This window comes from Sphingomonas sp. NPDC079357, assembly GCF_044901155.1.
Taxonomy (GTDB): Bacteria; Pseudomonadota; Alphaproteobacteria; order Sphingomonadales; family Sphingomonadaceae; genus Sphingomonas.
Genome location: NZ_JBJDOM010000009.1, coordinates 12,906 through 26,752, shown reverse-complemented (window position 1 = coordinate 26,752; position 13,847 = coordinate 12,906). Strand labels below are relative to the sequence as shown.

The window sequence follows — 13,847 nt, the reverse complement described above, 5'->3', positions numbered from 1 at the left end:
ATCAGAATGCCTGCCCCAGCGAGACATAGACCGCGATCCGCGTATCGCCCGGCTGCGGGTTGATCGGGGTGCCGACATCGACGCGGATCGGCCCGAAGTTGCTGTAATAGCGCACGCCGATCCCGGCGCCGTAGCGCAACCCGCTGAAGTCGGGCAGCCCGCCGGTGTAGATGTTGCCGCCATCGAGGAACGGCACCACCCCGAAATTGCCGAACGCCTTCACGCGCGCCTCGATCGCGAATTCGGCGAGACTGCGCCCGCCGATCGGATCGTTGTTGACGTCACGCGGCCCGATCGACTGGAAGCTGTAGCCGCGCACCGACGCGCCGCCACCGGCGTAGAAGCGCCGCGACGGCGCGATCTGGTCACGCGGCGCGCCGAGGATCGTGCCGAGGCGCAAGCGGCCCGCCAGCACGACCGACGAGGTCACCGGCTGATACTTGCTCGCGTCGAGCTGGACGCGGGTGTAACCGAAGACGGTGTCCTGCAACGAGACTTCGGGACTGATCCGCCCGGCAAGGCGGAAGCCGCGCGTCGGGTTGAGCAGATCGTCCGACCCGTCATAGCCGAGGCTGGTCGGCAGCGCGCCGATCAGGAAGGTGCGACGACGCGGGACGCCGGTCGCGGCGATCACGTCACGCTCGTCGGTCGCGACCAGCTCGGCTCCCAGCGACCAGGTCCAGGTTTTCTGGAAGAAGATGTTGGTCTGCCGCTCCAGCGCCGCCGAAAGCGAGATCGTCTGCGCGTCGAAGGCGTCGCGGCGGAGGTGCGCGGCGGAGAGCTGCGCGGTCAACACCCTGTCGCGCGCATGGAAGTTGTTGCGGCGGAAGGTGATCTGCCCGAGCTGTTCGAGCGTCCCCGCCACGCCGCGCAGCGTCACCGCACCTTCGGGCGGGAACAGGTTGCGATGCGTCCAGCTGACTTCGGAACGCGCGCCCTCGCCGGTGCCATAGCCAAGCTCGACCGCCACGGTGCGCGGCGGCGCGGGTTCGAGCCGCACCGCGACATCGACCACCGCCGGATCGGCGCCGGGCACCGCGCGCACCTCGGCAGTCGAGACCAGTCCGGTCTGGACGAGCGCGCGACGCAAATCGTCGACCTGCGAGGTCTCATAGGCCTGACCGGGGGTGAAACGCGCAATGTCCTGAACGTGCGCGGCGTCGAACACCTTGTTGTCGGCATTGACGGTGATCCGGCCGAAGCGCCGCGCGGTGCCGGGCGCGACCTCCATCGCCAGCGTCGCGGTCTGGGTCGCGCGATCGACCACCACCTCCGGGTCGCCGACCTGCGCGAAGGGAAAGCCTTCCTCGCCGATGCGGGTCTTCAGATTGGCCTCGGCCGCCGCGATCGCATCGGCGTTGACCGGATCGTTCGCCTTTACCCCGAAGGCATCGCGCAGGGCGGGCTCCTTCGTGCCGGCCGCGTCGACCCCGGCGAGCGTCACGCCGGTAAAGCGATAGAGCGGCCCCGGTGTCGCGGCGAGCACCACCACCGGGCGGTTCTTCGCGCGCTCGACCCGCGTCGTGACGGTGGCATCGTAATAGCCGCTGCCCTTGAGCAAGGTGACGAGCAGGTCGGCATCCTGCCGCGCGCGGCGATCGAGCTGCGCGGCATTGGCCTCCTTGCCCTCGGCGCCGGCCAGGACCGACAATTCGCGGAAGCGCTGTTGCAGCAAGGTGCCGCCGACCGCATCGACGCCGTCGATTCGCCAGCCATAGCGGAAGCTGGCGGCGACGTTGCTCGTCGCGGCGGTCGGCTCACCGGGGGCCGCCGCAAGGTCGGGCCAGTCGACTCCGATATCCGGCAAGGGCGCGAGCTGGTCGTTGGGATCGACGTCGCTCATCGGCGCAGGCGGCACGACCAGCGGCGGCGCGGGCGCGGTCTGCGCGAACGCCGGTCCCGTTACAATCATCGCGCCGCACACGACGTGACCCAGCACGCGGTGCCGCCCCACGTCCGGCCACATGCCTCGCGGTCTAGCGGAGCGATTTGCCAAGAAGAAGAGCCAATGCATAACGATTGCAGAACCATGTCCCGCGACCGCCCCGGCCTGTCGCGGCGGCTGGCGTCGGGCGCGCCGCCGTGGCACAGCGCGCGACATGGCTCCCCCATCGCGCAACACCTCCGCCGGCGGCTTTCCCATCGCGATCGGCGCGCTGGGTGGCACCGCGATCGGCCTCTATGCCGGACAGCCCTCGATCGGGTTCCTCGCGGGGATCGCCGCGGGCGTCGTACTGGCGGTGTTGATCTGGTGGCGGGAGCGGGAACGTTAAATCGTCATTGCTTTGCTACATTCGGAATGACGGTCTGTTACTTGACCGGCGCGACCCAGCCCAATGCCAGCGGCGCAGGCGGCGTGCCGATCTTGCGTGCTACCCGGTCTAGCTGCTCATTGTAGCGGACGCGGTCGGCGACGTTCAGATGCGCCTGTTCGTTCACTTCGCGCGGGACGGCCTTCTCGACATGCCGCAGCGTGTGGCCGACATCGGTGGCGCGCAACCCGCTGATCACGTCGCGTTCGCGCTGTTCGGCGGTGGTCGCCCGCAACGTGGCGACGCGACGCGCGAACCGCTCCTGCTGGCGGCGGTCGATCCGCCAATGCCCCTTGTAGCGCGCCGCCTCCAGCCCGCTGCCGCGCAGCGAACGATAGAGCGCGTCGCGCGGGATCATCCGCCCCTTGAGCCGCCGCGCCTGCTTGTCGGCGAGCAAATTGGTGTCGACCTCCATGAAGCAGCCCGACAGATGCGCCAGCGCCTGCACCCGCTCGTCCATCCGTTGCGCAGGCAGGTCGACGCGCAGCTTCTCCCGCGTACATTCCGCCGTTGCCGGCAAAGCGACGAGCAGGGCACAGGCCGTGCCCAGCAGGGCGAGCGGACGGACGATCGGCGAGAACATGGACGACACCCCCGGAGACAAGGAACATGGGTTAGCGCGCGAGACTCAGCCGGGCAACGCCTCGCCAGCGCGGCGCACGCCCTCCAAGGCGATTCCGAAGACAAGGTGCGAGGCGAGGCCATAGGCATTGCCCGGCACCTCCGCCTCCGGCCACGGCCCCCAGCCCGCCGCCGGGACCAGCACGTCGTCGAGCAGCAGCATCGTGGTCAATCCGGTCGGCACGCCCCAGCCCTTCGCCAGATCGGGCCATTGCCGCACCGCCAGCGCATAGCCGCCGCCGATTGCCGCGCCCAAAGCGTAATGCATCGCCGCGCCCGCCGCCTCGCGATGCTTCTGCGTGACCGGGCGGCCCTCGACCGCCTTGCTGAGCGTGTCAGCAGCCTTGACGGTTGACGGGTCGTCATTGCCGCCATCCATCCCGAAGGCGGGGGCGGCGCCGTCTTGGAAGCGGTCCATGATGAACGAGGCGGCGAGGCCGGCGCCGACGCCGATCAAGGCAGTGGTGAACAATGAACGCATTACGATCTCCCGAACCATCGCGGGCTCAACGCACGATCAGGCGGGGCGACGCATCACCGGCGGCGGAACGTCGCGCGCGCCAGCCATGCGCCGAGCGCGAGCAGCACCAAAGGCGCGAGCCACAGTGGCAGGGTCGCGGCGCGGAGCGGCGGGGCGTAGCTGACATAATCGCCGTAGCGCGCGATCAGCCACGACCGCACCGCTTCGGGCGCTTCGCCGCGCGCGATTCGTTGCCGCACCAGCGCGCGCATCTCGCCGGCCATGTCGGCGTCCGAATCGGCGATCGACTGCCCCTGACAGACGACGCAGCGCAGCGTCTCCATCAGCGCGCGCGCCTGTCGTTCCTGATCGGGGTCGCGCAATTGCGTATAGGCGAGGCGTGGCAGCGCGGTCTGCGCGGCGAGCGGCGCGGCGAGCGGCGCGGCGAGCAGCAATGCGGCGATTGCCAGCGCCCTCATTTCGCGTCCGCCAGCGCCTGCAGGAGTTGCGGCACGTCCTCGGCGCGGATGTCGCCGACATGCTGCGCGCGGATCACGCCCTTGCCGTCGACCACGAAGGTCTCGGGCACCCCCGACGAGCCCAGCGCGAGCTGGACGCGGCTGTGCGCGTCGGCGCCGACGCGGGCGTAGGGGTCGCCGTTGCGGCGCAGGAAGGCGGAGACGTCGCCGGGCGTATCCTTGATCGCAATCGCATCGATCGGTACTCCCGCGGCTTTGAGCGTCAGCAATTGCGGCGCCTCGGCGACGCACGGCACGCACCAGCTCGCGAACACGTTGAGCAGCCGCGGGCTGCCCTGCTTGAAGTCGGCGCTGGTCAAACCGGGCTTGCCGGGGGCGATCGCGGGCAGGACGAAGTCGGGGAGCGGCCGTCCGACCAATGCCGAGCGCACGGTGCGGTCGGCGGGCTGCCACAGCCCCCAGGCGATCACCGCGACGATGATGCCGAACGCGCAGAGCGGCAGCCATACCAGCCAGCGCTTCACGCGAACGCCTCCGCGCGCTGCCGCGTCCGCCACAGCCGGTATTGATGCCCGACCAGCGACAGCGCGCCGCCGAATGCAATCATCGCCCCGCCCAGCCAGATCAGCGTCACGAACGGCTTCCACCACAACCGCAACTGCCAACGCCCGTCGTCGCCCAATGCGCCGAGCACCGTATAGAGCTGCCCGTTCCACATCGTCGCGATCGCGCTTTCGTTGGTGGTCGTCACCGGGGTCGTGAAATAGCGGACCTGCGGGCGCAGCACGAAGCGCGCACCGCTCTCGTCGGTGATCGCCAGCCGCCCTTCGAGCGCGCTCCAATTGTCGCTGACCAGCGGGCGCACCCCCTCCAGCCGGACGGTATAGCCCGCGATCCGTGCCGGATCGCCGACCCCGACCGCGAGCAACGTTTCCTGCGTATAGGCGGTACTGATCGCCATCCCCGCCAGTGACACCGCGATCCCGAGATGCGCGATCACCATGCCCCACAGGTGCAGCGGCGCGCGCGCGAGGTTACGCTTCGCGAGCGGCGCGACGCTCGCCACCGCCAGCCCGGCGGCGAGCGCCACTCCGGCGAGCGGCAGCACGCCAATCGGTCCCCCTAGCAGGAACACGCCGACCCCGGCGAAGAGCGCCGCGGCGATCGCGGGGAAGGACCGCTGGATCAGCGCCTCGGCCTCGTCGCGCCGCCAGCGAAGCAGCGGCCCGACCGCCATCACCGCGACCAGCAGCAACGCGATCGGCCCGGCGGTCGAATCGAAGAACGGCGGGCCGACCGACAGCTGGACGTCGAACGCGCCGGCGATGATCGGATAGAAGGTGCCGATCAGCACGATGCCGAGGATCACCGTCAGCAGCAGGTTGTTGGCGACCAGCGAACCTTCGCGGCTGAACGGCTCGAACAACTTGCCCTGCCGAACGGTGCCGACCCGCGCGCCGAACAAGGCCAGCGCGCCGCCGATATAGAGCAGCAGCAGCACGAGGATGAAGCTCCCCCGCCGCGGATCGACCGCAAAGGCGTGGACGCTGGTCAGGATGCCCGAGCGGACCAGGAAGGTGCCGATCATGCTCATCGAAAAGGCGACCACCGCCAGCATCACCGTCCATGCGCGCAGGCCGTCGCGGGTGGCGAGCACCGTCACCGAGTGGAGCAGCGCAGTCGCGGCGAGCCACGGCATCAGGCTGGCATTCTCGACCGGGTCCCAGAACCACCAGCCGCCCCAGCCCAGCTCATAATAGGCCCAATAGCTGCCGGCGGTGATGCCGAGCGTCAGGAAGATCCATGCACCCAGCACCCACGGCCGCATCGCGCGCGCGAACGCCGGCCCGACGTCGCGGGTAACGAGTGCCCCGACCGCGAAGGAGAAAGCGACCGACAGACCGACATAACCGGCGTAGAGCGTCGGCGGGTGGAAGGCGAGGCCGGGGTCCTGCAGCAGCGGGTTGAGCCCCGCGCCATCGGGGGGCGACGGATTGAGCCGCGCGAACGGGTTGGAGGCGAACAGCAGGAAGGCGTAGAAGCCAAGCGCGATCGCCGCCTGTGCGGCGAGCGTCGCGACCAGCGTCGGCTGCGCGAGGCGATGCTCGAACTTCGCGACCGCTGCGCCAGCGACGCCGAGGATCGTCACCCACAGCAGCATCGAGCCTTCGTGATTGCCCCACGCGCCCGCGAATTTGTACAGCCACGGCTTCATCGAATGGCTGTTGGCGGCGACCAGCGCGACCGACAGGTCGGTATCGAGAAACGCGCGGATTAACGCGCCCATCGCCACCACCACGAGCGCGCCCTGCACGATCGCCACCGCGCGGATCGCGCCGACCGCCTGCGGCATGTCACGCCTGAGCGCGACGACGCCGAGCAGCACCTGCAACGCGGCCAGCGCGGCGGCGAGCCACAGTGCGGCGAGCCCGGTTTCGGCGGTCATGCGGAAAAATGCGGTTGAATCACCCGCCCGCCTTACGCCGGTTCGCGGGGGCGCGTCGAGATGGTCGCCGCCTTCGTCTATCTACCGTCATCCCGGACTTTCCCAAGAGCCGGCTTTCCACGGAAGTCAGAGGGGGCGATGCTCCTACAGTCGTTCATTGTGAGCGTAGCGAAGCAATCCATTGCCTGATCAGAACGCCCTCGATTGCTTCGCTGCGCGCGCAATGACGGAATTGCTGGATGCAGCTCGGCGCGGGCAGAGGAAGCGGTCCCCCGGACCAAGTTCGGGGGCGAAGAACGCGAACGGCTTCCCTCGTTATTCTCGCGCAGGCGGGAAGCTATACGCGCAGGCCTTCGCAAGGTCCGCCACGTCAGAGGTTCTGGATCCCCGCCTCCGCGGGGATGACGGACTTGGCGGCGAAACGACCCTCAGATCCGCCGGTGCTTCCCGCCGTAATGCTGGCCGATATAATCCTTGATCCGCGCCATCTCGGTCGCGGCGGCGCGGGTCGCCTCGGCGCAGCACGGCAACGGATCGCGCTCCGCGGCTGAGGCGCGCATCGCGACCCGCTCGCACAATGTTTCGACATCCGCGCGCGACAGCACGTTCTTCTCGCGCAGCACGCACAACAATGACTGAAGAATCACCAGGCTTTCTTCGCCTGCATGCGCGTCCGGGGTGACCATGGCCTCGTCCTCTCCGTCGTTTTTCCACGACAGGGTACGCCGATCACCGCCGGACGCAAGAGGGTGTCAGCGGTCGGCCACCGCCGGCACCTCGCCTGCCAAACCACCGCCCAGCGCGCGGTAAAGCTCGATCAGGTTGTTCGCCTGGGTCAGCCGGGTCGTCACCAGCTGCTGCTGCGCCGAATAGGCGGTACGCTGCGCATCGAGCGAGGTCAGGAACGAATCGACCCCGGCGCGGTACCGCGCGTCGGACAGCCGCGCCGCCACCGACGCCGCATTGGCGCGCGCGCCCTGCGCCGACAGCTGCTCGCCGATCGTCCCACGCTGCGCCAGCGCGTCGGCGACCTCGCGGAAGGCGGTCTGGATCGCCTTCTCATAGGTGGCGACCGCCGCTTCGCGCGACGCCTTGGCATAGTCGAGGTTGCCGGCGTTGCGCCCGCCGTCGAACAGCGGCAGCTGCACCGACGGGGCGGCGTTGTAGTTGAACGTGCCACCGCCGAAGAGCCCCGACAGTGCCGAAGAGATCGTCCCGATCGTCGCGGTCAGCGAAATGCGCGGGAAGAACGCCGCGCGCGCCGCACCGATATTGGCGTTCTGCGCGATCAGCTGATGCTCGGCCTGCAACACGTCGGGGCGGCGCAGCAGCACCGCCGACGATACGTCGCCGGGCAGCGCGTCGCGGGTGAAGGCGACGGTGCCGAGCGCGTCGGGCAGCTGCTCCGCGGTGACGGTGGTGCCCGCCAGCAGGTTGAGCGCATTCTGGTCACGCGCGACCTGCGCGGTCAGCGTCGCGATGTCGTTGCGCGCGGCCTGATAGTTGGTCTCCGCCTGCCGCGCCTCCAGCTCGGAGGCGACCCCGATGCGGAACTGTGCGCTGGTCAACCGCACCGTTTCCTCGAAGGTCTTGAGCGTCTCGCGGCTGAGCCGAAGCTGCTCCTGATCGGCGGCGAGTTGCAGCCACGCGCTCGCCACCTCGGCGATCAGGCTGATCCGCGCGCTGCGCTGCGCTTCCTCTGTCGCGAAATATTGTTCGAGCGCGGCACGGTTGAGATTTCGGACGCGCCCGAACAGGTCGAGTTCGAACGCCGAGAAGCCGACGTTCGCCGAATAGAACTGGATGTTCGACGAGCTTTCGCCGACCGCCCCGCCGGCCGTCGCGCCCGTGCCGCCGCCAGTCCCCGTACCGGTTCCGGTTCCCGTCCCAGTGCCCGTTCCGGTGCCGCCGGCAGCACCGCCACCGCCCGCCGCCCCAATCGCGCCGAACAGGTTGTTGGTGTAGGTCGCCGAGCCGGTGACGCCGGTGGTCGGGACGATCGCCGAGCGCTGGACGCGATATTGCGCGCGCGCCTGGAGGACGTTGGCCGCCGCGACGCGCAGGTCGCGGTTGTTGGCCAGCGCCGTCTCGATCACCTGCCGCAGCCGCGCGTCGAGGAAGAAGTCGCGCCAGCCGATCTGCGTGACGTCGGGCGCGTCGGTGGCGGCGCGCGGGTACACGCCACCCTCCGGCAGGGCGAGCGGCACCGCGCCGGTCGGGCGTTCGTATTTGGGTGCCATGTTGCACCCGGCGAGCGCGCTGGTCAGCGCCAGCGCGGCGAGAAACGAACTAGTCTTCACGTCAGGCCCCCTGATGGGCGGTGTCGCCCGTGGGATGATCGTCATGCGCGGGCGCGTCGTCGTGCGGCGTCTTCTCGTCCTTGCCATGCCCAAACAGGCGCAGCACGACGACGAAGAACATCGGCACGAAGAAGATCGCCAGCACCGTCGCCGACAACATGCCGCCGACCACGGCGCGGCCGATCGCATTCTGGCCGCCTGCCCCCGCGCCGGTCGAGATCGCGAGCGGCATCACGCCGAACACGAAGGCGAGGCTGGTCATCAGGATCGGACGCAGGCGCAGCTTGGCCGCCTCCACCGCCGCGTCGAAGGCGCTCATCCCCTCGGCGATCCGCTCTTCGGCGAATTCGACGATCAGGATGGCGTTCTTGGCGGACACGCCGATCGTGGTGATGAGCCCGACCTGCAGGTAGATGTCCTTGTTCAGCCCGGTCAGCCATGCGGCCAGCACCGCCCCGATGATGCCCAGCGGCACGACCAGCAGCACCGAGATCGGCACCGACCAGCTTTCGTACAGCGCGGCGAGGCAGAGGAAGACGATCAGCAGCGACAGCCCATAAAGCGCCGGCGCCTGCCCGCCCGACAGCCGTTCCTCATAGGACAGGCCGGTCCATTCCAGCGTCGTGCCCGGGGGCAGCTTCGCATGGATCTCCTGCAACGCCTCCATCGCGGCACCGGTGCTCTGCCCCGGTCCCGGCGAGCCCTGCAGCTGCATCGCCGGCTGCCCGTTGTAGCGGGTCAGCGACACGGGGGCATTGGCCCATTCGAGCGTCGAGAAGGCAGTGAACGGCGCCATCTGGCCGTTCGCGCCGCGGACGTAGAGTTCACCGACGTCCTCGGGCGACATGCGATACGGCGCGTCGTTCTGGACATAGACGCGCTTCACGCGACCGCGGTCGATGAAGTCGTTGATGTACCCGCCGCCCCAAGCGGTCGCGATTGTCGAATTGACCGCCGACAGATCGAGCCCGAGCGCGCGCGCCTTGTCCTCGTCGATCTTCACCTTGAGCTGCGGTGCGTCCTCGAGGCTCAGCGGACGGACCTGTGCCAGCCGCGGATCCTGCGCGGCCATGCCGAGCATCATGTTGCGCGCCTGCACCAGCTTTTCGTGCCCGATGCCGCCGGTATCGACCAGCTGCACGTCGAAGCCGGTCGCATTGCCCAGCTCCTGCACCGCCGGCGGGATCAATGCGAAGATCAGCCCGTCCTTATATTGCGACAGTGCCCCCATCGCGCGGCCGACGATCGCCTGAGCGCGATTGTCGCCGCCCGACCGGTCTTCCCACGGCTTCAGGTTGACGAAGACGAGGCCGGTGTTCTGGCCCTGCCCCGCGAAGCTGAAGCCGTTGATCGTGAAGACGCCCTGGACGTTCTTGCCTTCCGCCTTGAGGAAGTGGTCGCGGGTAAGCGCCAGCCCCTTCTCGGTGCGGGCGCTGCTCGCGCCCGCCGGGCCCTGCACCAGCGCGATCACGAAGCCCTGATCCTCGTCCGGCAGGAAGCCCGAGGGCAGCCGGATGAAGACCAGCGCCATCCCCGCGACGATCAGCAGATAGACGAACAGCGAGCGCTTCCAGTGGCGCGCGGTGCTCTTCACCCCGCCCTCGTAGCGATGCTGCGCGCGATCGAACTTGTCATTGAACCAGCGGAAGAAGCGCGCCAGCGGCCCCCTGCCTTCCTGCTTGTTCGGATCGTGCGGCTTGAGGATTGTCGCGCACAGCGCCGGCGTCAGGATCAGCGCGACCAGCACCGACAGCACCATCGCCGACACGATCGTGATCGAGAACTGGCGGTAGATCACGCCGGTCGACCCGCCGAAGAACGCCATCGGCAGGAACACCGCCGACAGCACGAGGCCGATGCCGACCAGCGCGCTGCTGATCTCGTCCATCGACTTGCGCGCGGCTTCCTTCGGGGAGAGATGCTCGGTGACGATCAGGCGTTCGACGTTCTCGACGACGACGATCGCGTCATCGACGAGCAGGCCGATCGCCAGCACCATGCCGAACAAGGTCAGCGTGTTGATCGTGTACCCGGCCAGCGCCATCACCGCGAAGGTGCCGAGCAGCACGACCGGCACCGCGATCGTCGGGATCAGCGTCGCGCGCCAGTTCTGGAGGAACAGGAACATCACGAGGAAGACGAGCACCACCGCCTCGATCAGCGTGTGGATCACCTGCTCCACCGACAGCCGCACGAACGGCGTGATGTCGTAAGGGTAGATGACCTTCACGTCGGGTGGCAGCGTCTTGCCGATCTCCGCCACACGCGCCTTGAGCAGATCGACGGTATCGAGCGCGTTGGCCCCCGCCGCCAGCCGGACGCCGAAGCCCGACGCCGGCTTGCCGTTATATTGCACGTCGAAGCCGTAATTCTCGGCGCCGATCTCGATCCGCGCGACGTCGCGCAGCCGGACCACCGAGCCGTCCGTCCCCGTCTTGAGCCGGATGTTGCCGAATTGCTCAGGCGTCTGCAGCCGCGACTGCACCGAGACGGTCGCGTTGAGCATCTGCTCCTTGGGCGCGGGCTGCGCGCCGATCTGCCCGGCGGAAACCTGCGCGTTCTGCGCCTGCACCGCCGAGGTCACGTCGGCGACGGTCAGCGCGTAATTGTTGAGCTTGAGCGGATCGAGCCAGATGCGCATCGCATATTGCGAGCCGAACACCTGCAACTCGCCGACGCCGTTGATGCGGCTGATCGGGTCCTGGAACTTCGACACGACCATGTCGGCCAAGTCGTTGTTGCTGTGCGAGCCATCGGTGGAGACGAGCCCGACGACCGCCAGGAAGCTGGCCGCCGACTTGGTCACCTGAATGCCCTGTCGCTGGACTTCCTGCGGCAGCAGCGGGGTCGCCGCCTGCAACTTGTTCTGGACCTGCACTTGCGCGATGTCAGGATCGGTGCCCTGCTCGAAGGTCAGCGTGATCGTGACCACGCCTGCCGACGAGGAGGATGAGGAGAAATAGCGCAGGTTGTCGATGCCGCGGAGCTGCTGCTCGATGATCTGCGTGGTGGTGCGCTCGAGCGTTTCGGCGTCGGCGCCCGGATAGGTGGCGGCGATCGCGACCGCCGGGGGCGCGATCTCGGGGAACTGGGCGATCGGCAGGCTGCGGATCGCGATGATCCCCGCCAGCATGAGCACCATGGCGATGACCCATGCGAAGATGGGCCGGTCGATGAAAAAGCGCGACATGCGGGGTTACTTTCCCTGAGCCGGCTGGCCCTGCGCCGCGCCGCCCGGCGCACCGGGCTGGGCGGGCTTGGCGTTCGGATTATATGGCACGGCCTTCACGGGCATGCCGGGGCGCAGCATCATTGCGCCTTCCATGACCACCTTGTCGCCCGGATTGAGCCCGGCGGTGACCAGCCAGTCGTCGCCGATCGTGCGCGGTGCGGTCAGCTGGCGCGGCTGGAGCTTGCCGTCGGCCCCGACCACCAGGACGCTGGGATTGCCGCGCTCGTCACGCGTCACCGCGCGCTGCGGCACGAGGATCGCGTTGTTCTTCGTCCCCTCGACCAGTTCGGCGCGGACGTACATGCCCGGCAGCAGCAGCCCCTTCGGGTTCGGGAACAAGGCGCGGATCGTCTGGGTGCCGGTGTTCGGATCGACGCTGACATCGGCGAACTGCAGCTTGCCCTCGATCGGATAGACCGAGCCATCCTCCAGCCGCAGCCGGACGCGGGCCGCGGTGCCGCCGCGCGCCAGATCGCCGGCGGCGATCTGCTGGCGCAGCTTGAGCAGGTCGGCGCTCGACTGCGAGACGTCGACATAGATCGGGTCGAGCCGCTGGATCGTGGTCAACGGATTGGTCTGCGAGGCACTGACCAGCGCGCCGGTGGTGGCCACCGAGCGGCCGATGCGGCCCGAGATCGGTGCGCGGATCGTGGTGCGCGCGAGATCGATCTGCGCCGAGCGCAGCGCCGCCTGCTGCGCGGCGACATCCGCCTGCGCCTGCGCGGCGGTGGTCACGGCGTTCTCGTAATCCTGCCGTGCGATCGCGTTGATCTTGACCAGCTCGCCATAGCGGCGCTGGAGCGCAGCGCTCGACGCGATCGCGGCACGCGCGCGCGCCACCGCGGCACGCGCACTGGCGACCTGCGCCTGATAGGGCTGCGAGTCGATGCGGTAGAGCGGCTGCCCGGCGCGGACCAGCTCGCCCTCGGTGAAGAGTCGCGCGGTGACGAGGCCGTTGACCTGCGGTCGCACTTCCGACGTTTCGAAGGCGGTCGTCCGCCCCGGCAACGTCGAAGTCAGCGTCACCGACCGCGGCTGCACGGCCAGCACGCTCACTTGCGGCGGCCCGGCCTGCGCCTGCTGCTGTTGCTGCTTTTCCGCATCGTTCGCGCCGCCGCACGCCGCGAGCGGCACCAGCATCATCGCGGCGACCGCGAACCCCGTTTTCGGCCCCATTTTCAGCATGGACATCTCTTATGAAGTGTGTGAGTGATCGCTCACTCACGAATGCTGCTACTGCGAAGAGGTGGCACCGTCAAGCTGGGAAGAAGATGGTCGGCGTAAATTGATGCAGCGGTGTAACGAAGGATGTACCGAGCCCGACGCCGCCTTCCCACGCGACCGAAGCGGGAAAGCAAACGCACGTCGTGCGAAAATCGTTCAGGCAGCCCGGGAACTTTTTGCAGAGTACGGTTTCCACGCCACCAGTATGGCGAAACTGTCGGAACGGTCGGGGGTGCTGGTGGGCCAGATCTATCGCGACTTCGCCAACAAGGAGGCGATTGTCGCCGCCTTGGTCGAACATGATCTCGACGAATTTCTGGCCGGTGACGAACTATGTGCGGCGCGTTGCACCTCGGATCGGACGATGGTGCGCGACTGGATCGCGCGCTTCATCGCCTGCAACGACCTCAACGACACGCGGCTGATCGCCGAGATCATGGCCGAGGCGAACCGCAATCAGCGGATCGCCGAGATCTTCGATGCGATGGACGATCGGCTGCGCGGGCAATTGGTGCGGGCGTTGAAGATCATCGTGCCGGCGGCGCGCGACGAAGGCCGGCTGGCACGGCTGGGCGAGTCGATCCTCATCATGGCGGGTGGCATGTGCCAACGGCGGCTGATGAATGCGCGGTGCACCGACCCCGAGGTACTCAAGCTGTTGATGGCGTTCATCGACAGCGAGATCGCGGCGATTGAGCGCGACGAGCGCTGAACCACGGCACCGCGACCACGACCCGCATTGCGACGCGCCGCCGACCGCTTATGAAGATCTC

12 protein-coding genes are annotated in these 13,847 nt (G+C 68.4%); 2 read left to right on the top strand and 10 right to left on the bottom strand.

Annotated elements, in window-relative coordinates; all coding sequences use genetic code 11:
• Position 1: 1 nt before the first annotated feature.
• Entirely contained in the window at positions 2-1,966 is a 1,965-nt protein-coding gene (locus ACI2JO_RS18005; RefSeq protein ID WP_404721981.1) for an autotransporter assembly complex family protein, read from the bottom strand.
• A 133-nt stretch (positions 1,967-2,099) separates the two neighbouring features.
• Between ACI2JO_RS18005 and ACI2JO_RS18000 the strand changes: the two genes are divergently transcribed.
• On the top strand, positions 2,100-2,273 hold the full coding sequence (locus ACI2JO_RS18000) for a hypothetical protein (protein WP_404721980.1): 174 nt from the start codon (positions 2,100-2,102) through the stop codon (positions 2,271-2,273).
• Positions 2,274-2,310: 37 nt separating this feature from the next.
• Here the strand turns inward: ACI2JO_RS18000 and ACI2JO_RS17995 are convergent, their stop codons facing one another.
• The 9 genes from ACI2JO_RS17995 to ACI2JO_RS17955 form a co-directional block, all read right to left on the bottom strand.
• Positions 2,311-2,895 (bottom strand): STN domain-containing protein, encoded by a 585-nt coding sequence (locus tag ACI2JO_RS17995; RefSeq protein WP_404721979.1) that lies wholly within the window; start codon positions 2,893-2,895, stop codon positions 2,311-2,313.
• A 45-nt stretch (positions 2,896-2,940) separates the two neighbouring features.
• Complete coding sequence (locus ACI2JO_RS17990; protein WP_404721978.1) at positions 2,941-3,414, bottom strand: DUF1440 domain-containing protein; 474 nt, start codon at positions 3,412-3,414, stop codon at positions 2,941-2,943.
• 53 nt (positions 3,415-3,467) lie between these two features.
• Positions 3,468-3,872 carry a cytochrome c-type biogenesis protein gene (locus ACI2JO_RS17985; protein ID WP_404721977.1) on the bottom strand — a complete coding sequence of 135 codons (405 nt, stop codon included), beginning with the start codon at positions 3,870-3,872 and terminating at the stop codon, positions 3,468-3,470.
• Complete coding sequence (locus ACI2JO_RS17980; RefSeq protein ID WP_404721976.1) at positions 3,869-4,396, bottom strand: DsbE family thiol:disulfide interchange protein; 528 nt, start codon at positions 4,394-4,396, stop codon at positions 3,869-3,871. Before ACI2JO_RS17980 ends, ACI2JO_RS17985 begins: the two co-directional genes overlap by 4 nt.
• Positions 4,393-6,318 carry a heme lyase CcmF/NrfE family subunit gene (locus tag ACI2JO_RS17975; RefSeq protein WP_404721975.1) on the bottom strand — a complete coding sequence of 642 codons (1,926 nt, stop codon included), beginning with the start codon at positions 6,316-6,318 and terminating at the stop codon, positions 4,393-4,395. The genes ACI2JO_RS17980 and ACI2JO_RS17975 overlap by 4 nt, the downstream gene beginning before the upstream one ends.
• Before the next feature lie 428 nt (positions 6,319-6,746).
• A complete protein-coding gene (locus ACI2JO_RS17970; RefSeq protein WP_159760504.1) occupies positions 6,747-7,004 on the bottom strand; it encodes a hypothetical protein in 258 nt (85 codons plus the stop codon).
• A gap of 66 nt (positions 7,005-7,070) precedes the next feature.
• Entirely contained in the window at positions 7,071-8,558 is a 1,488-nt protein-coding gene (locus ACI2JO_RS17965; protein ID WP_404722051.1) for an efflux transporter outer membrane subunit, read from the bottom strand.
• Positions 8,559-8,619: 61 nt separating this feature from the next.
• Positions 8,620-11,808, bottom strand: a complete 3,189-nt coding sequence (locus ACI2JO_RS17960; RefSeq protein WP_404721974.1) for an efflux RND transporter permease subunit — start codon at positions 11,806-11,808, stop codon at positions 8,620-8,622.
• A gap of 6 nt (positions 11,809-11,814) precedes the next feature.
• Entirely contained in the window at positions 11,815-13,026 is a 1,212-nt protein-coding gene (locus tag ACI2JO_RS17955; protein ID WP_404722050.1) for an efflux RND transporter periplasmic adaptor subunit, read from the bottom strand.
• Positions 13,027-13,138: 112 nt separating this feature from the next.
• On the opposite strand from ACI2JO_RS17955, the gene ACI2JO_RS17950 reads away from it, so the two are divergent.
• The gene (locus ACI2JO_RS17950; protein WP_404721973.1) at positions 13,139-13,786 is read left to right on the top strand and encodes a TetR/AcrR family transcriptional regulator; all 648 of its coding nucleotides are present in this window, start codon (positions 13,139-13,141) and stop codon (positions 13,784-13,786) included.
• The last annotated feature ends 61 nt before the right edge of the window (positions 13,787-13,847 follow it).

Coding starts and splice junctions, on each gene's coding strand:
- ACI2JO_RS18005 (WP_404721981.1), bottom strand. CDS start 1,966: ATGTGGCCGGACGTGGGGCGGCACCGCGTGCTGGGTCACGTCGTGTGC.
- ACI2JO_RS18000 (WP_404721980.1), top strand. CDS start 2,100: ATGGCTCCCCCATCGCGCAACACCTCCGCCGGCGGCTTTCCCATCGCG.
- ACI2JO_RS17995 (WP_404721979.1), bottom strand. CDS start 2,895: ATGTTCTCGCCGATCGTCCGTCCGCTCGCCCTGCTGGGCACGGCCTGT.
- ACI2JO_RS17990 (WP_404721978.1), bottom strand. CDS start 3,414: ATGCGTTCATTGTTCACCACTGCCTTGATCGGCGTCGGCGCCGGCCTC.
- ACI2JO_RS17985 (WP_404721977.1), bottom strand. CDS start 3,872: ATGAGGGCGCTGGCAATCGCCGCATTGCTGCTCGCCGCGCCGCTCGCC.
- ACI2JO_RS17975 (WP_404721975.1), bottom strand. CDS start 6,318: ATGACCGCCGAAACCGGGCTCGCCGCACTGTGGCTCGCCGCCGCGCTG.
- ACI2JO_RS17970 (WP_159760504.1), bottom strand. CDS start 7,004: ATGGTCACCCCGGACGCGCATGCAGGCGAAGAAAGCCTGGTGATTCTT.
- ACI2JO_RS17965 (WP_404722051.1), bottom strand. CDS start 8,558: ATGGCACCCAAATACGAACGCCCGACCGGCGCGGTGCCGCTCGCCCTG.
- ACI2JO_RS17960 (WP_404721974.1), bottom strand. CDS start 11,808: ATGTCGCGCTTTTTCATCGACCGGCCCATCTTCGCATGGGTCATCGCC.
- ACI2JO_RS17955 (WP_404722050.1), bottom strand. CDS start 13,026: ATGGGGCCGAAAACGGGGTTCGCGGTCGCCGCGATGATGCTGGTGCCG.
- ACI2JO_RS17950 (WP_404721973.1), top strand. CDS start 13,139: ATGCAGCGGTGTAACGAAGGATGTACCGAGCCCGACGCCGCCTTCCCA.